24 protein-coding genes are annotated in these 23,970 nt (G+C 44.4%); 11 read left to right on the top strand and 13 right to left on the bottom strand.

Translation table 11 applies throughout. The features are described from left to right. Positions 1-70: 70 nt before the first annotated feature. The 6 genes from OL444_RS16395 (at position 71) to OL444_RS16370 (ending at position 5,497) form a co-directional block, all read left to right on the top strand. Positions 71-829, top strand: a complete 759-nt coding sequence (locus OL444_RS16395) for an XRE family transcriptional regulator (RefSeq protein WP_264731493.1) — start codon at positions 71-73, stop codon at positions 827-829. Between the two features lie 35 nt (positions 830-864). Continuing rightward, positions 865-1,590: a transporter substrate-binding domain-containing protein gene (locus OL444_RS16390; protein WP_264731496.1), complete on the top strand. Its 726-nt coding sequence runs from the start codon at positions 865-867 to the stop codon at positions 1,588-1,590. Positions 1,591-1,642: 52 nt separating this feature from the next. Further along, positions 1,643-2,485 (top strand): helix-turn-helix domain-containing protein, encoded by an 843-nt coding sequence (locus tag OL444_RS16385; RefSeq protein WP_264731499.1) that lies wholly within the window; start codon positions 1,643-1,645, stop codon positions 2,483-2,485. Between the two features lie 70 nt (positions 2,486-2,555). Continuing rightward, complete coding sequence (locus OL444_RS16380) at positions 2,556-3,968, top strand: S41 family peptidase (protein ID WP_264731501.1); 1,413 nt, start codon at positions 2,556-2,558, stop codon at positions 3,966-3,968. A gap of 194 nt (positions 3,969-4,162) precedes the next feature. Then, the gene (locus tag OL444_RS16375; RefSeq protein ID WP_264731503.1) at positions 4,163-5,203 is read left to right on the top strand and encodes a S66 family peptidase; all 1,041 of its coding nucleotides are present in this window, start codon (positions 4,163-4,165) and stop codon (positions 5,201-5,203) included. Between the two features lie 33 nt (positions 5,204-5,236). After that, positions 5,237-5,497: a hypothetical protein gene (locus tag OL444_RS16370; RefSeq protein WP_264731505.1), complete on the top strand. Its 261-nt coding sequence runs from the start codon at positions 5,237-5,239 to the stop codon at positions 5,495-5,497. A 79-nt stretch (positions 5,498-5,576) separates the two neighbouring features. Here the strand turns inward: OL444_RS16370 and OL444_RS16365 are convergent, their stop codons facing one another. Next, positions 5,577-6,908 carry a tetratricopeptide repeat protein gene (locus OL444_RS16365; RefSeq protein WP_264731507.1) on the bottom strand — a complete coding sequence of 444 codons (1,332 nt, stop codon included), beginning with the start codon at positions 6,906-6,908 and terminating at the stop codon, positions 5,577-5,579. 225 nt (positions 6,909-7,133) lie between these two features. Then, the gene (locus OL444_RS16360) at positions 7,134-7,727 is read right to left on the bottom strand and encodes an RICIN domain-containing protein (protein WP_264731509.1); all 594 of its coding nucleotides are present in this window, start codon (positions 7,725-7,727) and stop codon (positions 7,134-7,136) included. Positions 7,728-8,773: 1,046 nt separating this feature from the next. On the opposite strand from OL444_RS16360, the gene OL444_RS16355 reads away from it, so the two are divergent. The 3 genes from OL444_RS16355 to OL444_RS16345 all read left to right on the top strand — a co-directional run bounded on the left by OL444_RS16355 (position 8,774) and on the right by OL444_RS16345 (position 12,337). Continuing rightward, entirely contained in the window at positions 8,774-9,889 is a 1,116-nt protein-coding gene (locus OL444_RS16355) for an MBOAT family O-acyltransferase (protein WP_264731511.1), read from the top strand. Between the two features lie 9 nt (positions 9,890-9,898). Then, positions 9,899-10,816 (top strand): hypothetical protein, encoded by a 918-nt coding sequence (locus OL444_RS16350; RefSeq protein WP_264731513.1) that lies wholly within the window; start codon positions 9,899-9,901, stop codon positions 10,814-10,816. A 306-nt stretch (positions 10,817-11,122) separates the two neighbouring features. Then, on the top strand, positions 11,123-12,337 hold the full coding sequence (locus tag OL444_RS16345) for a cytochrome P450 (protein ID WP_264731515.1): 1,215 nt from the start codon (positions 11,123-11,125) through the stop codon (positions 12,335-12,337). Positions 12,338-12,352: 15 nt separating this feature from the next. Here the strand turns inward: OL444_RS16345 and OL444_RS16340 are convergent, their stop codons facing one another. From OL444_RS16340 to OL444_RS16325, 4 genes are all read right to left on the bottom strand, one after another. Then, positions 12,353-12,775 carry a hypothetical protein gene (locus OL444_RS16340; RefSeq protein ID WP_264731517.1) on the bottom strand — a complete coding sequence of 141 codons (423 nt, stop codon included), beginning with the start codon at positions 12,773-12,775 and terminating at the stop codon, positions 12,353-12,355. Between the two features lie 59 nt (positions 12,776-12,834). Then, positions 12,835-13,020 carry a hypothetical protein gene (locus OL444_RS16335; RefSeq protein WP_264731519.1) on the bottom strand — a complete coding sequence of 62 codons (186 nt, stop codon included), beginning with the start codon at positions 13,018-13,020 and terminating at the stop codon, positions 12,835-12,837. Positions 13,021-13,109: 89 nt separating this feature from the next. Next, positions 13,110-13,451, bottom strand: coding sequence for a hypothetical protein (locus OL444_RS16330; protein WP_264731521.1), 342 nt, complete (start codon positions 13,449-13,451; stop codon positions 13,110-13,112). Positions 13,452-13,655: 204 nt separating this feature from the next. Further along, positions 13,656-14,078 carry a DoxX family protein gene (locus OL444_RS16325; RefSeq protein WP_264731523.1) on the bottom strand — a complete coding sequence of 141 codons (423 nt, stop codon included), beginning with the start codon at positions 14,076-14,078 and terminating at the stop codon, positions 13,656-13,658. Positions 14,079-14,190: 112 nt separating this feature from the next. On the opposite strand from OL444_RS16325, the gene OL444_RS16320 reads away from it, so the two are divergent. Then, complete coding sequence (locus OL444_RS16320; RefSeq protein ID WP_264731525.1) at positions 14,191-15,081, top strand: winged helix-turn-helix domain-containing protein; 891 nt, start codon at positions 14,191-14,193, stop codon at positions 15,079-15,081. Positions 15,082-15,153: 72 nt separating this feature from the next. Here the strand turns inward: OL444_RS16320 and OL444_RS16315 are convergent, their stop codons facing one another. Together OL444_RS16315 and OL444_RS16310 are read right to left on the bottom strand one after the other, a co-directional pair. Next, positions 15,154-16,059, bottom strand: coding sequence for a T9SS type A sorting domain-containing protein (locus tag OL444_RS16315; protein ID WP_264731527.1), 906 nt, complete (start codon positions 16,057-16,059; stop codon positions 15,154-15,156). A 76-nt stretch (positions 16,060-16,135) separates the two neighbouring features. Beyond that, entirely contained in the window at positions 16,136-18,418 is a 2,283-nt protein-coding gene (locus OL444_RS16310; protein WP_264731529.1) for an Ig-like domain-containing protein, read from the bottom strand. Between the two features lie 553 nt (positions 18,419-18,971). Here OL444_RS16310 and OL444_RS16305 point away from each other — a divergent pair. Further along, the gene (locus OL444_RS16305; protein WP_264731531.1) at positions 18,972-20,486 is read left to right on the top strand and encodes a thiol-activated cytolysin family protein; all 1,515 of its coding nucleotides are present in this window, start codon (positions 18,972-18,974) and stop codon (positions 20,484-20,486) included. Between the two features lie 173 nt (positions 20,487-20,659). On the opposite strand, the gene OL444_RS16300 is transcribed toward OL444_RS16305, so the two are convergent. Genes OL444_RS16300 through OL444_RS16280 form a run of 5 tightly spaced genes read right to left on the bottom strand, consistent with a single transcriptional unit; the run spans position 20,660 to position 23,855 of the window. Next, positions 20,660-21,124, bottom strand: a complete 465-nt coding sequence (locus OL444_RS16300) for a hypothetical protein (RefSeq protein WP_264731532.1) — start codon at positions 21,122-21,124, stop codon at positions 20,660-20,662. 39 nt (positions 21,125-21,163) lie between these two features. Further along, positions 21,164-21,835 (bottom strand): response regulator transcription factor, encoded by a 672-nt coding sequence (locus tag OL444_RS16295; protein ID WP_264731534.1) that lies wholly within the window; start codon positions 21,833-21,835, stop codon positions 21,164-21,166. A gap of 3 nt (positions 21,836-21,838) precedes the next feature. Then, positions 21,839-22,642 (bottom strand): sensor histidine kinase, encoded by an 804-nt coding sequence (locus OL444_RS16290; protein ID WP_264731536.1) that lies wholly within the window; start codon positions 22,640-22,642, stop codon positions 21,839-21,841. Continuing rightward, positions 22,621-23,274 (bottom strand): hypothetical protein, encoded by a 654-nt coding sequence (locus OL444_RS16285; RefSeq protein ID WP_264731538.1) that lies wholly within the window; start codon positions 23,272-23,274, stop codon positions 22,621-22,623. Before OL444_RS16285 ends, OL444_RS16290 begins: the two co-directional genes overlap by 22 nt. After that, the gene (locus OL444_RS16280; RefSeq protein ID WP_264731540.1) at positions 23,271-23,855 is read right to left on the bottom strand and encodes a hypothetical protein; all 585 of its coding nucleotides are present in this window, start codon (positions 23,853-23,855) and stop codon (positions 23,271-23,273) included. Before OL444_RS16280 ends, OL444_RS16285 begins: the two co-directional genes overlap by 4 nt. Between the last annotated feature and the right edge of the window lie 115 nt (positions 23,856-23,970).

The following is a 23,970-nucleotide window of genomic DNA, read 5'->3' as shown; positions in this document are numbered from 1 at the left end:
TTGCGCTCAGCGAAAATATAATAGAATTTTCTTTATTTCTATTATTTCACAGAAATACGATGATAAACTTATGAACACCACTGAGAACCAGCGGCTTAAAACCTTTAGAACCGCGCTTAGGAAAACGCAGCAGGAATTTGGCACTGCAACAGGCCTTAAACAAGGCAGCTATGCAGATGTAGAGCGAGGAAAGGTGAAGGTTTCCGGCGACATCAAAAATGCCCTTATAAAAGAATTTTCTTTAAACATCACGTGGCTGGAATCGGGAAAAGGCAGTATGTTCTTACCTCCTGCCGGTGGCAACACGAGAGATATTGGTCATCTCGCCTATCCTCTGGAGTCAGCAGAAACCCCTTTTATAGAATTGGGAGAAGGACAATATCTCATGCTGATTCCCCTGATCCATGAAGCAGCTTATGCCGGCTATCCTGGTGGTTATGCGGATGCTGAATATATAGGTGAGTTACCCCGGCATTCTATTATCGTCAACAAATACCACAAAGGACAATACCGGGCATTTGAAATTGTTGGCGATAGCATGGACGACAACACCAAACAAAGCATCCCGGATGGCAGCATTGTTACCGGCCGGGAAATCCAGCAAAGCTACTGGACCTCTAAATTTCACACCCACCGCTTTAAAGACTATATCATCGTACACAAAACCGATGGCATCACCACCAAACGAATCACGCACCATGATGTGGAGAAAGGTATCATTACCTGTCACTCTTTAAATCCGGATAAAAACATGTACCCCGACTTTGAGATACATTTGAAAGACGTGCAACAACTCTTCAATATCGTCAATGTATCGCAAGCCAGATAAAACAACCCTATCATAAACCACTTAAAATTATATGGATGATCTTCTTCCGGCGTATAATCCCAGGCGTATCACTGTTATTTTTTCTCTGTTTATTTTCGTGCCGGGTAAATAAGCCCAACGCGACTACCCCGCTACGCATTGGTTCCTGCGGTGACTATCCGCCGCTAACCACCTATGATACCACTACCCTTACTTTTCAGGGAGCTGATATTGACCTGGCCAGGGAATTAGGGAAACACCTCGGCCGCCCCGTCACTTTCATAAAAACGACCTGGCCTGCCCTGCAAAGTGATTTACTGGCCGGGAAATTCGATATCGCCATCGGCGGCATTTCCATTACGGCAGCCCGGCAACAAAAATGCTTATTCTCCGATCCACTGATTACTGACCGGAAGGTCGCCCTTTTCCGGCGGCGCGATAGTGCACGGTACACCCATTTCGCTCAGATGGATATACCTGGCGTTACCATCATTGAAAACAAAGGTGGCACCAATCAGCAATTCGCCCAGGCGCATATCCGCCAGGCTACCCTGCAGATCATCACCGAGAATCAACAGATATTCCCCCTGCTGCTGGCTGGCAAAGCGGATGTCATGTTTACGGATGAAACAGAAGCTTTGTACCAGCAAACCCTGCATCCCGATTTCTTTGTAAAACAGCTGCCCGATTCCATCAGCCCTGTTTTTTATAAAGCGATCATGCTCCGCAAAACAGACGAAAAACTGCAACAGACCATTAACAAGTGGTTGCGGCAACGATAGCGGCAGCATTTCTCTATCCTGATATATTTTGTATTTTCCAGAAAAAATTGTCATGACCACGCAGGTGATTAAAGTAAAAAACCCTTACTTACAGGCATTTATTCAGTTTTTTATTTTTTTCAAGGGAGATGTACCCCAGGCGATCAACTATGTCACTTTTCCCAATAATAATTTATGTCTGGCCCTGTATAAACACAATGATGTAGTGTATAACAACACCCCCCTGCTGAATCATTGTGAGATTTTACCAGGACATAAAACCTATACCAGCCGTTTATACGGATTTCATGAAATGCCCTTTCAGGTAACCGTTAAAGCGCCTATAGATCAGGTCTGTATTATATTTCAGCCAGCAGCCCTGAGAATGTTTACCCGGGAAGCTTATAAGGAGCTGCTGGAAAGCGACCAGGTATTCCATACTATTTTCCCGGCTGCCCGCCACTTCCCGGAATTGTTGTTCCAGGAACCCAAACCGGCTGCCAGGGCGGCCTTACTGGAAACATTATTACTCAAAAATATACAACAGCACTATCTGCCAGGCAGGATGCAAACAGCGCTGGATATCATTGACCAGGGCATACAACACAAAATAAATGTCACCACTATTGCCCGGGAAATGGGCATTAATAACGCCACCCTTTACAGGCTGTTCTCCGATCATCTTGGCCAGAACCCTATCGCTTTTCTGAAAACGCTACGGTTCAGAAAAGCCCTGGAGACGCTGCGGCACAGCCAGCCGGCTTCGCTTACCGGGGTCGCCTATACGCACCATTACTTCGATCAGGCCCATTTCATCAAAGACTTTAAACATCTATCGGGCGCAACTCCGAAACAGTTGCAAAAAAACCTGGCTATTCAACAGGATACCTTAGTATGGATCTACAAAGAAGCGTAAACCATGCACGATTTTTACAATTTCAGACAACGGAATATTGCTTCCTTTGCGGTACAAATCACACTCGACAATGAAAATAAGTTATCTGTTTGCACTACTCTTGCTGCTTTGCACAGCATCATCCCATGCCCAAAACAATTGTAACTGCGCCCAGGCTGTAGAAAAATTAATCGCAAAAATTGAAACGGAATATCCGGGGTTTAAGGAAAAAACAACTGACACCTTACTATATAATCATTTCAAAGCGGGTATTATTGAAAAATCATGGCGTACCGATGATGCCCATTGTCTTGCTTTACTAAAAGAATACACCCAATTCTTTAAAGACCGGCACATTTTCTTTCTGGACCAGACCACGCCTCAGCCCCAGGATAAAAAAGCGGGCAAGGCAACTGTAACGATCAGCGCGGCAGCATTTCACAAAAAAATAAGTACGACCAAGGATCCGCTGGAAGGCATCTGGAAATCTGACAATTATAAAATCGGTATCCTTAAAACAGATAAGACAACCTATACTGGATTCATCCTGGAAACCAATTCCCAATACTGGCAACCGAATGATGTAAAGTTTGTACTACACGGGACTGATCGTGTAGACTATTATCTCCAGGATCGTTCGATGTTCAAGGATACGTTTACGTTATATAGTCCTGCTATTCTATACTTCCGTCTCCTAAAATCTGCCTTTATCAAGCAACCGCTGCTTCCTGCCGATACCTTAAAAATACAGGCACAATTAAACGAGATAGAGGGCTTCTACGTAAAACAGCTAACACCTGCCACTACTTTACTTAGACTTAAAAGTTTTGATTATCCCTTCGTTGATCGCATTGAAGCATTAATCAAAGCGAATCGTGCTTTAATTGAAAACAGCCAAAACTTAATCATCGACATCCGTCAGAACGGCGGTGGCACGGATCTGGCTTACAAACCTATACTGCCTTACATCCTGACCAACCCCACCCTCCATACCGGCGCCACCTTTCTGGTGACCCAAACCTTACTGGACGGATTGGAAAAATATAAAAAAGGATTACCCAGGGATGAAAAACATCAGGCCGAAATCGCAGGCGTAGATCATCAACTTAACGCATTCACAGGGAACATCGGAAAATATATCAATCCGGATGAGGGGGAATCTCCTGTCAGCAAAATAGCACCTGCGCTCAAAAGCCCCCAACAAATTGTGATACTCACCGATCGTAAAGTGGCCAGTTCCGCCGAAAACTTTCTCCTGGTGGCCAAACAAAGCAAAAAAGTCAAGGTGTTTGGTACACCTACCAGCGGTGTCCTGGATTATGGCTCTGCACGTGTATTTGACATGGGTTGCGCCAACTACCCCTTTGTAATGCCTACCTACAGATCGTTGCGGCTTCCCGCGTATCCGATCGATAATATCGGCATCCAGCCGGATGTGTATCTGGATAACTACATCACCGATTGGATGCAGTATGCGATTAACTATCTGGAAGATAAACAATAACTACTACCCACCCATATTTACAAACCCGGATCCGCACCGCTGATCCGGGTTTATTATTTTGTTTTGTACCCCTCCCCTTTAAAAACCACCGGATATACGACTTCCATCTGGTATCGACACTCATCATTACCACCGGATAATCCGGTTAAAGGAATCTTCCACATTGCCTATATTTGCAGGCCAATAGCAATTGTATGCAGCAGCTGATTAAACCTACCGTCTTAAAAAAGGGCGACAAAGTAGCCACCATCTCACTTTCCTGGGGTGCAGCGGGCGAATTACCGCACCGGTATGAACGTGGAAAAAAGCAATTAGAGGAGGTTTTCGGGCTCGAAGTAGTAGCTACGAAACATGCGTTGAAATCTGCCGAATGGCTCTATCATCATCCACAGGCAAGAGCCGCAGATTTAATGGAGGCATTCGCTGACCCGTCTATTAAAGCCATTATTACCAATATCGGCGGGGAAGACAGCATCAGAACCTTACCCTACATAGATTTGCGCATCATCCAGGAAAACCCGAAAATTTTCCTGGGTTTTTCCGATAGCACTATTACACATTTCGCCTGCTTAAAAGCCGGGCTGACTTCATTTTACGGTACCTCCCTGCTGGTGGGCTTTGCCGAAAATGGCGGTATGCATGACTACCAGATAGCTGATCTTAAAAACACGTTGTTTTCCACCCAGCCCGTGGGGCAAATTATGCCGCATCAAAATGGCTGGACTTCGGAGCGCCTGGAGTGGTTTGACCCATCTTTATCCGATGTTAAAAGAAAAATGATCCCCTCCGCAGGATGGCGCTTCCTCCAGGGCAATAGAAAAGTACGGGGACGATTAATCGGCGGCTGCTTTGATGTATTGGAGTCTTTAAAAGGCACTGCCTATTGGCCGGCAAAAGAAATGTGGCGCGATTGTATTCTTTTCGGAGAAACATCGGAAGATATGATAGATCCGCTCTATTTCCGTTACTGGCTAAGAAACTATGCCGCGCAGGGAATTTTACAGGAGATACAGGGATTGATTATCGGCAGACCTTACGACAACGAACATGAGGAAGCTTACAATACTGAAATCCTGAAAATAATGGCCGAAGAAGGCCTGACGGATCTGCCCATCATTACAGCCATGGACTTCGGGCATACCTGCCCTACCTTTACGCTTCCCTTTGGTGTAATGGCCGAAATTGATTGTGTTGAGCAATCCTTTAGTATTATAGAAAGTGGTGTAAGTAAATAAGATCTTACCATGAAAGCGGAACACAAAAAATTAATGGCCAAATTCCTGGAAAGGCCCCTCATGTTTGTATACCAAATTGAAAAGGGACAAATTGTTGCCTTCTTAACCGGTTATGAGTTGGCTGCAGGAGACGATTTTGATTTAACAGATCAGCTATCTGCTCAACTCCGTATCACTCATAAGATCCCTAAAAGCAACCCGGGATGGCCAGGTCAGGTGCAGGAATATGCAGATAAAAAAGGAATTGACTTTTTTAATGCCTTTAAAGAAATCGCCCTGCCACTCCTTTTGTAGCAACTTATGTTATCCCGTATTACCCGGGCGGATAGCCTCCTCCCAGGTAATACGGGATAACGGTATACGCACAGCAACATCAGCTGAAATGCGACCCGGGCACAGGACTTTCAATCATAAAATTATAACGGTGTCCCTTTCCATGGGCGCCTATCCCTTTCAACAACTCCCGGTGTGCCGCATAAAAATCAAGCACATCAGGGATGGCTTCCGCTGGTGATTCCAGCCGGAAAATCTCTTCCGCAATGACTGCCGCCTCACGCGTATCTTCGGGAAGATGCTCCACTTCTCCATTCTCTCCCACGCGCATTCCTCCGCCATCCCAGGGAAAACTATATAGCTGTGTCATAAAACCGATGATATCCGGACATACTACCGCCGCATCCAGCCAAGAGTGATTCATGGCAAAAACGATTTGTCCGTTTTGGATGGTATTAAGTGTTTCATGATGCTCCAGGTGCGCACTGTCGGATGTCACGATCAGGCAATCCTGATACGCATTAGTGGCATCATATGTATAATATGCCACATCAAATTCTTTTGCCAGCAACCTGCCCAGTATCTCTGTATCTCTGTTGGGAAGCGCCACGATACCTGCAAATGAAAGGGATAGTTTTTCAGCAAATTGTTTGAGTTTAACGACCACCGATTTGATGGATTCCACAGAACCCCAGCTGGCGACGTATCTTCCACCAGCAACGTAATCCTCCCCCTCCTCTGTTTCAAAATAGTCGAGTATTACCCCGCCATATTGCACAAAATGCCAGTCGCGGATATGTGTCCGGATAACCGGCATGGATTGTAGCCGCGCTAAGGATTCCTGCAGCTCGGTCACTTTTCGGGCAGGAATTTCCATTTCTTCCTGATTGGGCTGCGCCGCTAAAAATTGTTGCAGCTGCGTGATGGATGCCTGTACACCGGCTGTTTCATTGGTGAGTATCTTACACTTATTCAGAAAATACAAATCCCAAAAGTTACCGGAGGTATTTTCTTTCAGCAATGCCAACGCTTTATCCAGTTGAAATTGCCTGGCAAAGCATATGGCCAGGTCATGCCGCGCCGTATCGTGTGTTGGCTGCAACTGTAACGTTTTCTCATAAAACACCTGCGCTTTATCATAATGCCTGGCGCTAAAGAAAAAGTCGCCCAGGTTATTGAAGGTATCCGGGTCATTGGTATGATGGATGGCCGCTTCAAACAATGCTTTCTCTTCATCGGCGCCTAATTTCTCCAGACAAGCTGCTGCCAGTTCGTACAGGGGTATATACGCCACATCCTTCTTTAAGCCCGACCCCAGCGATCTTAGCGCCTCCTGATATGCTCCCTGATCAAAGTGTTCGATGGCCTTCTCCAGCTCTTCTCTGGCAGGTGAATTTTCGTCTGGTTTTTTAAAAAAGCTAAATAGTCCCACAATATTGCATTGTATTTTTTAGTGTTAATGCTATTAAGATAGCAAGATGTAACTTTTAAACATAAAAAAAAAGACCGGGACTATATAATGCCCCTTCACTGCAGGGAGCGCTGTCTATAATAGATTGCCTGTGGGCTGTTTCGCAGCAGGAAAAGGAGATGGTTTACAAACAAAACCGGAGTTCCTTGAGGAACTCCGGTTGACTATATTCATACTAGATAGCTGCTAATTAAGCTGCACTAATTCCCATTGCTGATTGTCGCCGCCATGTGGCGTAAATTGTTGTATACGGGCGCCATCATCATAGGAAGCACTCACTACATCCAGTGCTTTATTAGTCAGATTACTTCTGATCTCATAGCTTCCATTGGGCTGACGGAACAACAACCATTCCTGGTTCTTACCGGTATGCGGTGTGAACTGCTGTATGATCGTCCCGTCTGCATAAGAACCTCCAGGTATATCCAATGCCTTATTACTCTGCACAGATATTATTTTATAAATCGGGATACCGGTAAAGACCTCTACGATCTTCCATCGTTGATTATCTCCTCCATGCCAATGATATTGTTGTATCTGCGCACCATCATTATAGGAACCACTCACTACATCCAATACTCTGCCACTACGTACAGAGGTAATACGATAGATACCTCCCGACACAATATTATTCAACGCAGGTTGATCTTTAGAGAAGGCACTGTTATTACTTTCCTGAATGTCTGATGAAGTTAACTGGTCGCTTTTCCGGCAAGACTGGGTCATAGCAAGACCGGCAACAAACAGCAGACCCAATAAAATCCGATTACAATAATTCATATTGGTTAAAATTAAGGGTGAATAAATATGGCATTTAGATCGGGAATAATTCAACTTTGCATAAATAACAGGCCCAATTGTTTGGAGCGATTTTTAATCATGCTTATTTTTCTGGAAAGAGAATACGGGTTAAATAATTTCCTTTGGGTCATCTAACATTAAATATATGATGGTTAAATAAAAGTAAGTATCCCAACCGGCAAGTCGCCCGCAGTACGGGAAATATTTTTTCAGACAGCTAATTTCGTCTCCTTATGACTACATTATCCCCATCTCTATAAGAACAAAACACGACTTACTTCCAATATACTACAGAGATACCTTACGTCTGATCCAACTACATACTTATCATGCCACATTCTTTCGTCGTGAAAGCATCCAGACAAATAACTATTGCAGCAGATCAATATACGCATCAGCAGACGTTGCTGATTGTAACAAGACAAGTGAAGCGACTACCGCAGTTCGTGACAATGAGACTGACCAGTCATTTACCGACATTACCAGTTGAATACACTAAATACTATACGCTAAAATCCTATTAACCCCAAAGACTAAACGAAATTATCCAGTTTGTGCAGACAGGTTTTATTTACTTTCTTGTCTTTGAGACACCTATATTCATATTACATAATTATCCAGTTTATAATAACTGCCATGGATTCAAGTAAAACAACGTTCTTGGATTTTATTCGGACATTACTTGTATACTATACACCATGCTTTTTAATTCAATTACCTTTGCACTATTCTTACCAGTAGTATTCGTACTGTATTGGTTTCTAGCGAAAGGAAATCTCAGATTTCAAAATGTTTTGCTCCTGGTTTCGAGCTATTTTTTTTATAGTTGTTGGGACTGGCGTTTTATGTTCCTGTTGGTTTTTTCTACGCTACTAGACTATTATACCGGCATTAAAATATATGAGGCCACCAGTAAAAATAAAAAACGTTTTTGGCTCTGGGCCAGCATAGTTATCAACCTTGGATTTCTTGCCATTTTTAAATACTATAATTTTTTTGCCCATTCTTTCGCAGAAGGTTTAACCTTGCTGGGATTCAAATCAAACATTGAGACGCTGCATATTTTATTGCCGGTGGGTATCTCCTTCTATACTTTTCATGGTTTATCTTATGTGATTGACCTTTATAAAGGTAAGATCAATCCCACACGCAACTTTATCGACTACTCCCTCTTCGTCAGCTTTTTTCCTTTGCTGGTGGCCGGTCCTATAGAACGGGCAACGCACCTCTTACCTCAGATCCGGCAGAAAAGGGAATTCGATTTTGAACAGGCGGTGAATGGCTTGCGGCAAATGCTGTGGGGCTTATTCAAGAAAGTTGTTATCGCCGATAATTGTGCGCAATATGCCAACACTATTTTCAATCATTCCACTGAATATTCCGGCAGTACATTAATTTTAGGTGCGGTATTATTCTCTATTCAGATTTATTGCGACTTTTCAGGTTATTCGGATATAGCGCTGGGCACCGCCAGGTTATTCGGTATGGAACTGCTGCGCAACTTCTCTTTCCCCTATTTCTCCAGGGATATTGCCGAGTTCTGGAGACGCTGGCATATTTCCCTGTCATCCTGGTTCAAGGACTACCTTTACATTCCTCTCGGCGGAAATAAAGGTGGTATGCTGATGAAGATCAGGAACACCTTTATCATCTTCCTGGTAAGTGGTTTCTGGCATGGTGCAAATTGGACCTTCCTGGCATGGGGCTTCCTGAACGCCTTATACATCATGCCTTCCATCATTCGCGGCACCAACAGGAATCATCTTGAAATCGTAGCCAAGGGAAAAATATTTCCGACAGTACGAGAATTTTTCTCGATGGTATTGACCTTTGGCTTAATAACTTTTGCCTGGATCTTTTTCCGTTCAGAGAACCTTGCACATGCATTCAGCTACATTTCATCGATATGTTCACCGTCATTGTTTTCTAAGCCAGACCAGGTACAGATCCCTCCATACCTCTTTTATCTTATAGGTTTATTCTTTGCCGTTGAATGGTTGGGACGGGAACAACAATATGCTATTGCTAATCTGGGCGTAAAGTATCACAAGATCCCGAGATGGGCGTTTTATGTTGCATTGGTCCTCACCATCTGTATATGTCATGGTACCGAACAACAATTTATTTACTTCCAGTTTTAATGTATCGAGATGAGGAAATTTTTCGTAACGCTATTACATTTTATTGCTATCATATTGGGGATATTTACGGTAGGGCTGCTATTACCGGCAACACCCACTACCTCGAAATCGTTATTGTTTGCACAACCCATAAAGGATTCGTTGCTGATACACACACCAGCTCCCCGTATGGTTTTAGTAGGTGGGTCCAACCTGAGCTTTGGGTTGAATAGTGAGATCATCCAGGACTCTCTGCATATTCATCCTATCAACACCGCCATTCATGCCGCCCTGGGGTTAATCTATATGCTCGATCATACCCTCCCCTTTATCCAATCCGGCGACATTGTTGTCATTTCGCCGGAGTATGAACAATTCTATAACAAGTTTGCATACGGTCGTGAAGAGTTACTGATAACGGCATTGGATGTTCCTCCCCGTGCCATCCACCAATTAGGCATCAGGCAGTGGGCGGCTATTTATAGTTATCTGCCGGCATATCTCTTCTCTAAATTCATGCCGTCGCAGTACTTATATAATACGGAAAGTCCGGTATATGGTGTTTCTTCTTTCAATACATTTGGAGATGCTTCCGGGCATTGGCAGCTGGGAAAGGAAAAATTTGAACCCTATGCTTCTTTAGGTAATAAATACAATCCCGCAGTTGTTGAAAAGCTGATGGATTTCAACAAGAAAATGCAGGAAAAAGGCGCTACCCTGTTGGTTTCCTTCCCCGGGCTGCAGGACTCGACGTTTGAAAAAAGTATCCCGCAAATAGCAGGTATCGCAGCTGCGCTAAAGAAAAATGGTCTTACTGTACTGGGCACTCCGGCACGGTATAAAATGCCAGACTCCCTGATGTTTAATACTCCCTATCACTTAACCAAAGCAGGAGTTGATTATAGAACAAACCTATTAATAGCTGATATAAAAAAAGCGATGCAATAATCACCTGTCCGCAAGCAGGAACAGGATATTACCTGCGCTTTATCTGCGTACAAATAAAGTGTAGGTATTTCCTTCAATGATGTCACGATTGGTCATGGGCTGCTTACCGGTTATACCACCAACGCTATGGACATTCCTCCGGAAGAGTTTGCAGTGCCGGCGGTTTACTGAGACTACATTTCAGACGTTGTATTTATATTTACCTCTCAAGATAGCCAGGAAAAATACACAAAGTAACCATTAAGACCAGCTTCCCCTCAACAGCATAGTAATTCCCAATTACCGATTAAATCGAAATCTCATTTTATGCAAACTATTAATTTCTTCTCTGAGGCCTATCAGGAAAATCCTTACTATTACTATCAGTTAATGCACGAACAACAACCACTCTTTTTTCACGAACCCACGAATAGTTATGTTATCAGTTTATATGAAGATGTGGAAAGAGCTTTTAAAGATCCCACCTTCACCAGCCATAACTATTCCTGGCAGGTAGAACCCCTGCACGGCGTCACCATGATACAGATGGATGGCAGAGAACATTCCAGGTCCCGTAATGTAGTAGTACCTTCTTTTCGTGGCAAGGAACTGATGGAACAAACACTCCCTTGTATAAAACAAAATGCAGCTTCCCTGCTGGAACATTTCAACGGGCGAAATGTGGTGGAATTAAGGGATGAATTTACCAACATCTTCCCTATTAAAGTGATCGTCAGCATGCTGGGACTACCGGAAGAAGACATCGTCTATTTTCATAAATGGTACAATTGTTTTGCCCGCCACTTCGAAAACATCAGTAATAATGAGACGGTATTACAGGCAGCCAAAGATGCCAGGGATGAATTCCAGGCATATCTGAGTAATATCATCGATGACCGTATTGGCAAGCAGGGCAACGATTTACTGACCATTCTCTGTAATGCTGAAATAGACGGTGTGCAGATGGACAAGCGTCAGATAATGGGATTCTGCGGACTGTTACTACAGGCAGGTGGTGAAACAACGGATAAAGCCATTGCCAATATGTTCCGCAATTTGTTGTCCCATCCCGACCAGCTGGCCCTGCTGCAACAAGACCGAAGCCTGATGGATCGGGCCATCACCGAATCCCTGCGGTGCTCCCCCCCCGCTCATATGATACTGCGCGTCACCAGCGAGAAAGTACAGTTAAGTAGTGGAGAGATTCCCGCCAACGCCACTGTGGTTTGTATGATTGCTGCTGCCAACCGTGACAAATCAAAATTTGAAAACCCCGATGAGTTTAATATCCTGCGGAAAGAACTGGAAACCAAAATAGCGTATACCGGCGCCAGCAACATGGCTACTTTTGGATATGGACGCCACTTCTGTGTAGGTGCGCAGTTATCTAAAATGGAAATGCAGGTGGCGGCGGAAATGCTACTGGATTACATGGAGGAGCTGGCGTTTGCGGATGATACCATCCCTAAAGAAATTGGTATATTCAGCCGCTACCCGCAAAGCCTGCGTGTGAAATTCAAAGCACGGAATAGCATCAACTAATATCAGCCCGGTAAGTTACCTGCTACGGGATGTTCCGGTATTGCCGCTACCGGAGCGGGTAACATACGTACCTTCCACATAAGCCAACCCTCCTACTACGGCCACCTGTAGTATCAGGAATGCTGCGCCCCATATGGTGGCTCCGGGAAGATACCAGATTAATAACGCCAGGCTGATAAACGCCCATATCCAGTTGGCGTATATCAGGATGCGCAGCAACGATACAGCCGGCTGTTTTTGTGTTACGAGACGCAGGGCCACCAGTGCATAAGCCAGGGTAACTGCCGAGATAATAACAATCAGATTTACCGGTAGTCCCATAAAATCGGATAACAACGGATACCCACATAAACCTATCACCGCCGTGCCCCCACCCAACAAGAAATCCGCCAAAAGTATCTTCTTTAATAAAGGAATATTCCTGAGTTGATATTTCATATACATACGTGGTTAAATTTCCTGATGGCCTGTTGTAATAAAACGCCGCTGCTACCGGATCAAGCGGGCGTTTTATTATGGATCGTATCTCTCACGGAGGTGGTATCACCGGCCGGCAGCACAAACGTATCCTTTTGATACCCCTCCGGGTTGGGAATCAGTTCGCGGCTTTCATCATAACTTTCGGTACGGGAGTAACAACCGAAAAGCGTGGTTAGTCCCAGCGCCAGTAAGAACGTCTTCATACTGCAATGTATTAAAAAAGGATCAGCCACCGGCTCCATTTAAACCAGCTATGTGCCAGCCATCAGTTGACAATTTTATCCTGCTCTCCTTACGGGAAAGGCAATGCGATGGGTGAGAGCAACCAGGAAATGCCATCTTCCTCCTGCTTCACATGCCAGATAATCACCCCCCTGGCATCTTCCTGAAATGCCATTTCATGCAGCATAAACGGTGGTATCCAGATTAATCCTATTTCACCATCTCCATCCCAGCCGGCCGCCAGAAACAATTCCCTGGCTACCGTAAGATACGCCGCGGCATTTGTCAGATATACATGGGGATCCGCCGTGAAATGCAGGTTATCGATCCATTCGTAGGCTGTCAGGTGAAATTCCCGCAAGGCTTCCGGCGCATATTTTATCACGTCTTCTTTCTTTATGGAGTAGGCCATTATCTATCTGTTATGATGTGTTTTGTTTCCATGCATCTGATACAACAGGATAAGTATATAAAATGACTCCTGCCTGTACCTGACAATGATAAACGGTCATGCCGCTGTTACGGCTGTTCATCCGGCAAAGATACATCACTAAAAAGGGAAGTGCCTATGCCTGAGAAAACTTCGCAGCAATCCCTTATCTCACCAGCTTCGCTATTACGATGCGGAACGTTTGCCCCACCATAACCTATCAAGACTATATTTCCCGCCACCGGCTATCAGTAAATAAAGGAACAATACCAGGAATAAAAAAGGCGGCTGGTCGTCTGTAAAGACCTTACCCGTACCCATGATAAAAGTAATCACCCCCATATTGATGACCAGCACGGCTGCCGCCATCCGGGTCAGTAATCCCAGCATTAGGAAGGCGCCACCAACGAGTTCCGCCCCTTTTCCCAGATAAGCCATTCCTACCGGTATCGGAAAATGAAGGTCAGTCAGCCAGGCAATATTCCCCTCCATATGCCCCGGATGAAATATGCCGCAGCCATGAACAAAAATCAGTAAGCCGGCGATGATACGAATCAGTACAACCCCGATTGCTACATGGGCCATTGCGGCCAGACGTTTTTTAAACATAATAATTATTTTTAATTTGAATAAATCAGGCCGAAGGTAAAGTGATACGCAGGCAAGGGCAGGTAAACACGTGTAAAAAAGTGTAAATTGACTGGTAAAATCTTTTAAAGCTTTGTATTTACATCGGTTAACGACGGCCTTTATTACGCTGGCAATCCTGCTGCATCACTGCTCAAACCTGTTTGCACAGGGGCTTTCAGAGCAGGAAAGCCGGAAAGCTATCCAGTTCAGACAGGTAGGTCACCTGTTGCTGCGGGCAGCAGGCGATCATACTTCCCGGATCATGCCGGTACAACAAACAGCTGCCAATACGTACCGGATTTCGTTCGAAAATCCGTTTACATTCATCCCCGATTCCCTGGCCAACATCGCTACACAGCTGATGAAAGCGCATCTGCTGCCGGTTCCCTACACGTTAAGTGTTACCATCGCCGGATCTTCCCAGATTGTATATGGATTTACCAGCGAAGATGTCATCAAAGGCACCGTGCCTTGTATAGGCCGGATAATGCCACCAGACAATTATGTTATTAATATACAGGTACCTGTCAGCAACAACGCACCGCTTTATTATACCCTCATCGCGGGCTTGCTGATGAGCGTTGCAGTGGTCACAGGCAGGCAGTTTTACAAACGTAAAAAGCCGAACAACCCCGACAGGCCACTGGTAGTTCCGGCGCCAGTTATGGACATACCCGGCATTGCCATCGGAGCATATCTGTTTATCCCGGATAAAGGCATATTGCGCTACGCGGAGGAAACAATCTCCCTCACCCCCAAAGAACAGACCCTGCTTAACATCTTTGTCAAACAAATCAATCAGGTGATTGATCGTAACCTGTTACTAAAAGAAGGATGGGAAGATGAAGGGGTAATTACAGGACGCAGCCTGGATATGTATGTATCCAAACTCCGGAAAAAGCTGCAGCACGATGCTGGTGTCAGTATTAAGAATATACATGGTAAAGGATATTGTCTGCATGTTGAACTATCACATCATTAGTACGCAAAAACCATCAAAGCCTGCAGTACCGGTACTGAAGGCTTTGATGGTTTATCTTTTGTAATTGAAATTTTATTCCGGTTTTATTACTTGTTGCGTATGTACCTCCTGCCCTGCCATGATTTTACAAATGTATTGTCCTGCCGGTAGTTTTGCAGTGGTCAAAGGTATTTGATATACCCCTGGTGCCCTTACCTGATCTGTCAACACAAAGGGCCTGGCGCCATTCACCGGATATAGTGTGATCGTTACCCGGGCTTGTTTACGCAGGGTGAAACGGGTACTTAGCTGCGTACTGAATGGATTCGGGAATAATTGCCAGTCTTCTACAGCTGCTGTCTGCGCGCCGGCTGTAGATCCGGCCCTGGCAGCAGCTTCTGCATAGATGGTATGATTATACAGTGCAGGGGAGGCAAAAATAGCGGCATCACTCATCTTTTCCAGGTTCCCGGCTACTTGCTGCGCCGGTACCTCCTGGGCAGCATAGTGTATATTCACACTGCCTATCAACTGTAAACCGGAGGTAAGACGCACCTCCAGCTGGTTAAATGGTTTTTCACAAGTGATAAATACCATGACTTTATTTCCCTCCAACAGCATCACAAATATGCCCATATCCAGATCAGCCAGTCTTCTGCGGTCATTGTTAAATGTACCATTCAGGTAAGTGGCTACCTCCACATTACCCACCTGCAGCGGATTGGTTACGGTGGCAGGAAATGATAGCAGCAGGGTGACAGTACTGCCGGTGCTGCCGGTAGATGGAAAGGTCAGTGTTTGCTGCGCATAAGCACCCAGCAAACCTAATAAAATCTTCAACTGGGAATAAGTAGTGCTACTCGTGTCTACCGCTAATTCAGGCTGTGCGACCAGGCATCCCACGCAAAGGCCATCCGTCTTATAAGTTTGTATCCTGGCCAAACCAGGGAGAATGGATTGCGCCTGTATAGCTGTAAAGGAAGTGATCAAACATCCCATCAAAATCAACATTTTAAACCAGGATGACCGGAGGAATATGAGGAAGTGGTACATATGATATCATTTAGATGGTGCATTAATCAGACTTAATCAGCGAAGTCACCTGTGTACTACCAGATTCCTGTAAACGCAGGATGTAGCTGCCGGCGGGATAACCATTACCATTAACCTGTAGCTGATAAGTGCCAGCCGACATCCATTCATCTTTCAGTGTAGCCATCAGGGTGCCACTGATATGAAACAGTTGTAACCGCACACGTCCTTCTTTTTTCACTGTATAGCGTAAAGCTAATTGTTGAGAAAAAGGATTAGGAAATACTTTTAATGTGGTCGGCCGGGGTATGGCGGGTTTAATCGTATCGGCCAGGATGGCTGCTGCAGCCGGCATACCACCGTCGCAATTGTAAGCTGCTTTTATCTTTGCCAGCAGAAAGTCTTCCAGCCCGTTATTGCCATCTGAAATATCTCCATCAGTAGAAAAAGAAAAACCTCCCAGGATCACTTCTCCAGGTATGTTGGTCGTACGTAAGGAATAAAGCTGATCTACCTTGCTACCACCCAGTGTAAAGGTACTTCCCAGTTTGCCTGTATACCCTATCACGGCAATCAGAAAATCGTCTTCCCCCTTATTAACGGTTGTAATATCACCATTTGCAGAACGGGTATATCCACCCAACAACCAACCACCTGGAATAGATTGTACACTCGTCAGTAAATCATAGCTGCTCCCGCCATAGGATTTCTCCCATTCTTTATTGCCGGATGCATCCGTTTTTACGACCCAAAAGTCCTCTCCACCCTTATTACCACTACTAACATCCCAATCTGACGAAGTAGAAGTACCCGCCAAAAGATAACCGCCGTCTTCTGTATACAATACCCGTTTGAGGATATCCGCTCCACTGCCGCCATACGTTTTATTCCATTGTTTATTTCCATTGGCATCTATCTTGATAATCCAGTAATCTTCCGCACCATTATTGCCGTCTGTAATATCTGCGTTGGAGGAGCGGGAATATCCACCCAACAGATAGCCGGAATCCGGTGTTGCAGCTATCGTTGTCAAAACATCCAGATTATTACCACCAAAGGTCTTATCCCATAACTTTACCCCTCCTGTTCCCATACGTACAATCCAGATATCGGATTTTCCATTATTGCCATCTGTAACATCTCCATTGTCTGACCAGGTATAACCGCCCAACAAATATCCACCTTCCGGACTGGCTACGACCGCATTGATCCGGTCGTTACCGGTTCCACCAAAAGTTTTATCCCATAATTTGTTACCGGTATTATCGACCCTTACCATCCAGGCATCTTCACCGCCGTTATTACCATCTGTGATGTCTTTATCAGCAGATGTCGTGTATCCCGTCAGCAAATAACCGTTACCCGGGGCTTTTATAGCAGCCAGCAATACATCATTACCACTACCACCATAGGTTTTATTCCATTGTTTTGTACCAGCAGAATCTGTTTTAATAGCCAGAAAATCCTGTTGGCCATTATTGCCATCCGTAACATCCATATTTGCGGAAGCAGAAGTACCACAAAGCAGATAGCCTCCATCAAGCGTAAGGGAAACATGATACAGATCGTCTAACCCGCTTCCCCCAAATGTTTTATTCCATTGTTTTGAGAAAGTAGCTGCTGTGGGCGAAACACGGAGATTTACTCTCTTTCTGGATTCATTCGTACAACCAGTTGTGGCATCCGTTGTCTCTACGTAAAAAGTAGTATCCCGGAAAAGTGTGGGCGCCTTGAAATCCGCTCCGGTAAATATCGGCACCCCACCTATTGCTCCCACATACCATTTAAAAACAGCATTTTCCGGCCCCGTAATATGCAACATCTCTGCAGCACCTTCACACACATTTACAGTATTACTGATATAGGGTAACGCACGAACATGATACGCCCCACATATATCTACCTTCTCAGGAGTATAATTATAGGCTTCCAATGAAATCGCTATTTTATCAAATGGTCGCTGATATTGCCATCCAAATACATACCCAAACGGCGCATTGGTATATTCTACACTAAACGAACTAAGCGGGATCTTCTCCAGTTCGGTATCGCCATCATACGTAATTACATGACCCGCTTTTATTACTATGGGCGTCGTCCCCTTAAATAATATATTAAGTGAATCTCCCGGTTTTGTCTTTACAGGAAAAGACAAGAAAAACTTAGCACCTACATTTTCTTTCCGGAATAAAAAACCAGCCGCGGTAGAACGATCATTATCTACGGCCAGCCCGGGGGAAGTAACTGCAGCCGGGCCACTGGTGGAAAATGACGTAGCACGCACGCAATGTATGGGCTGCGCCAACGAAACATGCACGATCAACATGCATACACTGCAAAGCAGCAGCAAACGGTATAGGTTTGGAGAAAACTTCAAACACGTAAAATCAGGGTACATACTTATATTAGTTGAAGGATATGTAAAAAGGAGTAACCAGGCTATTGGGGCATAGGCAGTCAGGGAAATAATGAAATATGCTACTGTAAGCATACTGCAATTCCTGCTTTACGCAAGTACGCAGGCAATATAGAGAAACAAGAAAAAAATGATAAATTTCCTGTCTTAATATCAAAGTTAAATTCCAGGATATGTAAGTCGATTGCAGCTATGAAAACAATATTCCTGCCCGGCGGTAGTTTTACAAATACATTAAAGAGACGTTCATATGATGATTACATTACCGCATAGTTATTGCAGCCATACCCATTACTTTTATAAAGCTATTTATACGCTATCAAATATAACATCCCCTGTTTTATGGATTGTATATGAATACACACGCCATATGACAACCCTTATTCGAAAGTACCCGCCCTATATCTGCACATAATAAGCCTGTTAAAACCCAATTTATTTTTCTATCCTTCAATGTAATCTTATGAAAAAAATCCCCTTATTGGCTATTGGCTTAATGCTAATCCTAAACGCCTGTAAAAAGCAGGATGAAAAAGCGCTTCCGGCGGAAGCTCCTAACATCTCCAATCACCTCAATCAATTTAAAGATTTACGTGTTCCTCAAACGGCCATTTCCAGGAGTGAAAGTAATCAGTCAACGACACTATCCGGCAGTGCCAACGACAACAACGGTTGCGTACCGATTGCGCATACCCAATCTGCTGAATTCGATAAACTAAGTGTATTAGATCCTTCTACGGATATTATGTACATCGGTTCCTTATTGGACGGCAACAGTATACAAAGCGGAACCTATGACCCCTTAATTTATCCTGCAGGTTATGTACGCAAACCTATTACCTACTCTGTTTCCATACAGGGTTCCAGTGGTCCTATTGCCAAAACCATTACTCCTACATTAGCCGATTTCAGGACTTCCATGCAGGAAATCATGCGCAGTACAATCACCGGACAGCAGCCTGCCAATTTTACTTTTTCATTAATTAACACCCGTTCCAAAAGGGAAATGGAAATGAAAATCAGTGCCAATCTAAAATTCAGCACTTTTTTTAATGCTACTATGAATTATGATGAAAGCAGTTACAGTGGCAGAAATTTCTTCGTATTGAAAATTTTTCAAAAATTTTTCAGTGCAGATATTAATATTCCGGGAGATGGTAATTTGTTCAATAAACCGATTGATTTCACCGGAACCATTGCACCTGTATATATCTCCACCATTGATTACGGCAGAAGTGCGTATCTGCTCTTAGAAACAACTTATGATTCATCCCGGGTATATAAATCACTCGAAGCATCTTTTAGTGCCTGGATAGCAGGTGGAGGCACCACCATCTCCAATGAATATAAAGTAGTAATGGACGAACTAAAAATCAGTGGCGTTTTAATAGGAGGCTCTTCTACGTCAGCTGCCACTACGATACAAGGAATTCAAGCCTTCCGCGATTATGTCATCAATAGTGCCAATATGGGGCCGGAATCAAGAGGAGAAGTAATTGCCTATAAACTACGTAATGCTAAAAATCACGGTGTTTACAAAACGATTATAAATGGCGACTATACCACCATGGATTGTTCCTCTCAACTGGTAAACATTCAGTCATACAGTACTAGTGGTGGTGGGAATAGTTATCTCGCGGCAGGATTTATTCCTACCGGAAATTATTGGCATTATGATGGTCCTCTATTCCGCGCATATAATAAACCCTTACCTGGCGCTGTACCAATAAATTCATTTAACAGTGCGCCGGGTGAAGATCATTACTTTACACCCAACTGGATAGATGCCCCCGGATGGTGGCAATATGAGGGAGTAGCATTTTATGCCTACAAAACACAAGTACCTGGATCAATTCCCATTCACATTCACTATTGCGATTGGAATATGCATCATTATTTTGGTCCTCAGCGTACATTGGATGATCCCAATTACTGGAAATTCTATGAAGGAATCTCATTTTATGCCTTCCCCCTGTAATTTATAATTCATCACCAGCAGACTATACGATCAAAAAACTGCCTGTAAATAGCGCAGAGAAGGTTAATGCCTGTTGGCATTAACCTTCTCTGTATATAACACTGCTACAAACATTAGATCTTAATAATGTAAGTCCGCTATACCTGCGACGTGTCCTCCCCTCCTGTCAGCAGCTACATTTTTTTCAGATGATCTATTGCACGGTGCAATGATTGTATCAGGTCTGCCTCGCTCACCAACAGCTCCTCCGTTGCCTGCGCTTTAAAATCAGCAATACTATTATAATAATCACCAGGATCCAAAGGATTAACACTATAGCCTTCTGTCAACGAATAACCATATGTAACTTTTAATCGCCCCGACAATTTTTCTACACGCAAACAACCCGTGTACTCATCCGAAAAATCAATGGGCAAATAAATGATATCATTCGGGCTACTATTACTTATACAGGCTATCCAATAGGCGATCAGCGATGCCACCCCTGCTTTTATATCCTTACTACCGACCGACTCCAGCTTCAACCAGAAATAATAGGTATCAAAATATCCCTCCATCACATCCTGTACAACAACATGCAGGTCGTCATGGCCCCCATTTCCACTATCAATTACTGCTACTGTAATCAGCTCATTCATTGGCAATATTTAATGTGTGTTAGCTAAACGCGCGCCTGCTCATGTCAATGATACGATATTATTCCGGATAGCATAGAGTACCAAACCGGTCACGTTGCGGGAACCTGTTTTCTGTAAGAGGTTGTTGCGGTGACCATTGACCGTTTTGACACTGATAAAAAGTTCCTGTGCTATTTCTTCCGCCGTATACTGTTTACACACCAGCTGTAAAATCTCTTCTTCCCGCTTACTGATGACCAGGTTCGCCGGCTTTTGCTTTATTTTCCGGACGGTTTTAAGCTGCAATGCTTTTAAAGCCCGTTCGTTGATATAGGAGCCTTTATGATATACCGCATTAATGGCCTCTTCTACTTCCTGGGGGGCGCTGTCTTTCACCAGGTAGCCATGTGCACCGCAATGAATTAACTGGTTAATAAAATGCTCATCATCGTGCACAGATAAAATAAGAATCTTCATTTCCGGGAAAGCGGCCGTTACATCTTCCGTTACCTGCTGCCCGCTGTATTCTCTTTCGCCATCGGGTGGTAATGAAAGATCTACCAGCATCACGTCCGGCACCGCCGGCGCGTTTTTTAACCGCTCCAATACCGAATAGCCATCTGCCGATTCAAATACCACTTCCATACCTTCCCAGGTACCAATAATGGCTTTCATGCCTTCTCTGAAAAGAAACTGGTCTTCCACCAATCCTACTTGTATATTGTGTTTCATCTGTTAACGATTATTTTCACCTATGGTTAATGCCACTGTTGCGTAAAAGCCACCAGCTTCCCTATTCCCTATTGTCAGTTTTCCGCCGAGCGCATTTACCCGGCCTTCAATCCCTTTAAGTCCTAACCCTTTATGCTGATTATCGGCCGGGAGTCCGCTCCCATCATCCTGATAATGACATTGCAGCTGTTGCCCCCTGCGCAAAAAATCTATTTTTATAGCGGTAGCACCAGCATGTTTCAGGGTGTTATTGATCAATTCCATCACAATACGGAACAGGCCCAGATTCACCAGCCAGGGCACCTCTTCCAGTTCGCTGTCACTACCCAGTTCGATGGTGATGCTACCCGCTTTATGGATAGGCGCGATCACTGCATCCAGGGCAGCTAATAATCCAAAAGCTTCCAGTTGTGGCGGCATCAACCGATGGCTGATACTTCTCACACTCTCCAGGGCGGTTTCGGATAATGCACGCACCTGCTGTAAGCCTTCCTGCAACTGCGGTGTACCTGCTGTACTTTGCTGCTGCAATACCATCAGGTGCATCCGCATAATAGACATCACCGCTCCCAGCTCATCGTGTAAATCATGCGCAATACGCTTACGCTCCTGCTCCTGTGCCTGTATGTTCGAGCGAAGCAGGTCATGCTGATAGATGTTTTTTAAGGCTTCCTGCTTTAGTTTCTGGAGCGATAAATTCCGCTGAAAATGCAGGTTCAGGAACACCACACCCACACCGATAATAAATACGATCAGTGCGAGTGGCAGCAAGGCGTTTAAAAAATTCAGGTCTTTGATCGTTTCCATAGGCCAATAAAAAAACAACTGTACATCACAATGGAAAAAAACGAATGAAAAATCCAGGCATACAAACTCAGACTTCTGCTAAATGCATGGGTGATCACCGAACCAAAGTAAAACAACAGTATACTGGAAGAATAATAGATAAACAAACCGGCGTTAATCCAATTCAGGCTTTTGAGATCACGGCCACTGGTTTCTTTTACGATATCACTTAAGAAAAACCGGAAGGTAAACAGCGTCAGGATAACAATCAGCACTGATTCCACTGTTAAGGCGATAGAATTAAAGGTGAGTACCGATTGAAAAAACAGGGAATTGATAATGGTAAACAGCAGGAATAACCCGGTGATCAACCCGATGATCTTGCTATTGACAAACCCACGCAGCAATGTCTGATAAAACCAGGCCAGGCATACAAATCCGGCGGCTACGTAGATGTGCAGCAAAGGCATATTGTTTTTACCGGCATACCAAAAAGCCAGGGAGGTGAACTGGATGATACCTGATAAAAAAATAAACCAGGAGAACACCTTCAACTCATGCGGGAATCTTTTGTAGTACAGGGCGGCATATACCACTGTTAGCAAAATAGGTACATGCGATAGCACAATGATCGTTTCTGAGAAATTCATCATGGTTGACGGTCTTCTTTTACAGTATTTCCATTCGGGCAGGTATTGGGACAAGGGGCATTCAGATCCAGCACATACCTGTCATAATTCGCCATTCCAGAAGGACTGATACTCTCCATAATAGGATTTGCCTGCTTGTCCAGCATCACATCTGTGCCGGCATTCCACTTCCTCGGATCACTCCCTTTTAAACAGGCATTATCGACCGGTACAACATAGAGCTTAAATCCAGCCTGCTCGTGATACCCGAGATATACCCGTACATGCTTAAACCGGCATATGGCGGAATCGGCCATGGAGGCCGGCATTCCCATCGCCGTTAAAAGGTCTACCGCCCGGATGGTATAGGCTTCTACCGGCTCTCGGTGTTTCCAGTGCTTCCGGTTAAGTTTATCATAGGCCAGAATATTTTCGCGGGCAGTTGTCAACCGGGTGAGGATCCGGGTAACACTATCAGTTGCCTGGCCGCAGTCATTACTGTTAACCACCGGCGTCGTTGTTGTATGATCAGCAACCTGCTGCTTACATCCGGCAATCATGGCAAGCATTAATAATACCGCGAAAAAAAAGGGGGATCGTTTCATTGTAAGGATACTTATTTATAGATATTGGGTGATGCTAAAACAGCTACAAGTTAATGACAAAAAGCATATCGCCGCCGTCTTCTTTCCGGGAAACAGGTATAAATACCTGTATATA

It is taken from the genome of Chitinophaga nivalis (genome assembly GCF_025989125.1).
In the GTDB taxonomy this organism is placed as follows: domain Bacteria; phylum Bacteroidota; class Bacteroidia; order Chitinophagales; family Chitinophagaceae; genus Chitinophaga; species Chitinophaga nivalis.
The sequence above is the reverse complement of the archived record's forward strand: the minus strand, read 5'-3'. Positions and strand labels throughout refer to the sequence as shown.

Excerpts from the sequence above, each read along its gene's own strand:
- OL444_RS16340 (WP_264731517.1), bottom strand. The coding sequence starts at position 12,775 with ATGAAATATCAACTCAGGAATATTCCTTTATTAAAGAAGATACTTTTG.
- OL444_RS16375 (WP_264731503.1), top strand. The coding sequence starts at position 4,163 with ATGCAGCAGCTGATTAAACCTACCGTCTTAAAAAAGGGCGACAAAGTA.
- OL444_RS16290 (WP_264731536.1), bottom strand. The coding sequence starts at position 22,642 with ATGGAAACGATCAAAGACCTGAATTTTTTAAACGCCTTGCTGCCACTC.
- OL444_RS16330 (WP_264731521.1), bottom strand. The coding sequence starts at position 13,451 with ATGGCCTACTCCATAAAGAAAGAAGACGTGATAAAATATGCGCCGGAA.
- OL444_RS16395 (WP_264731493.1), top strand. The coding sequence starts at position 71 with ATGAACACCACTGAGAACCAGCGGCTTAAAACCTTTAGAACCGCGCTT.
- OL444_RS16315 (WP_264731527.1), bottom strand. The coding sequence starts at position 16,059 with ATGGGATGTTTGATCACTTCCTTTACAGCTATACAGGCGCAATCCATT.
- OL444_RS16305 (WP_264731531.1), top strand. The coding sequence starts at position 18,972 with ATGAAAAAAATCCCCTTATTGGCTATTGGCTTAATGCTAATCCTAAAC.
- OL444_RS16385 (WP_264731499.1), top strand. The coding sequence starts at position 1,643 with ATGACCACGCAGGTGATTAAAGTAAAAAACCCTTACTTACAGGCATTT.
- OL444_RS16295 (WP_264731534.1), bottom strand. The coding sequence starts at position 21,835 with ATGAAACACAATATACAAGTAGGATTGGTGGAAGACCAGTTTCTTTTC.
- OL444_RS16280 (WP_264731540.1), bottom strand. The coding sequence starts at position 23,855 with ATGAAACGATCCCCCTTTTTTTTCGCGGTATTATTAATGCTTGCCATG.
- OL444_RS16285 (WP_264731538.1), bottom strand. The coding sequence starts at position 23,274 with ATGATGAATTTCTCAGAAACGATCATTGTGCTATCGCATGTACCTATT.
- OL444_RS16325 (WP_264731523.1), bottom strand. The coding sequence starts at position 14,078 with ATGTTTAAAAAACGTCTGGCCGCAATGGCCCATGTAGCAATCGGGGTT.
- OL444_RS16310 (WP_264731529.1), bottom strand. The coding sequence starts at position 18,418 with ATGTTGATCGTGCATGTTTCGTTGGCGCAGCCCATACATTGCGTGCGT.
- OL444_RS16370 (WP_264731505.1), top strand. The coding sequence starts at position 5,237 with ATGGCCAAATTCCTGGAAAGGCCCCTCATGTTTGTATACCAAATTGAA.
- OL444_RS16380 (WP_264731501.1), top strand. The coding sequence starts at position 2,556 with ATGAAAATAAGTTATCTGTTTGCACTACTCTTGCTGCTTTGCACAGCA.
- OL444_RS16300 (WP_264731532.1), bottom strand. The coding sequence starts at position 21,124 with ATGAATGAGCTGATTACAGTAGCAGTAATTGATAGTGGAAATGGGGGC.
- OL444_RS16350 (WP_264731513.1), top strand. The coding sequence starts at position 9,899 with ATGAGGAAATTTTTCGTAACGCTATTACATTTTATTGCTATCATATTG.
- OL444_RS16390 (WP_264731496.1), top strand. The coding sequence starts at position 865 with ATGATCTTCTTCCGGCGTATAATCCCAGGCGTATCACTGTTATTTTTT.
- OL444_RS16335 (WP_264731519.1), bottom strand. The coding sequence starts at position 13,020 with ATGAAGACGTTCTTACTGGCGCTGGGACTAACCACGCTTTTCGGTTGT.
- OL444_RS16345 (WP_264731515.1), top strand. The coding sequence starts at position 11,123 with ATGCAAACTATTAATTTCTTCTCTGAGGCCTATCAGGAAAATCCTTAC.
- OL444_RS16360 (WP_264731509.1), bottom strand. The coding sequence starts at position 7,727 with ATGAATTATTGTAATCGGATTTTATTGGGTCTGCTGTTTGTTGCCGGT.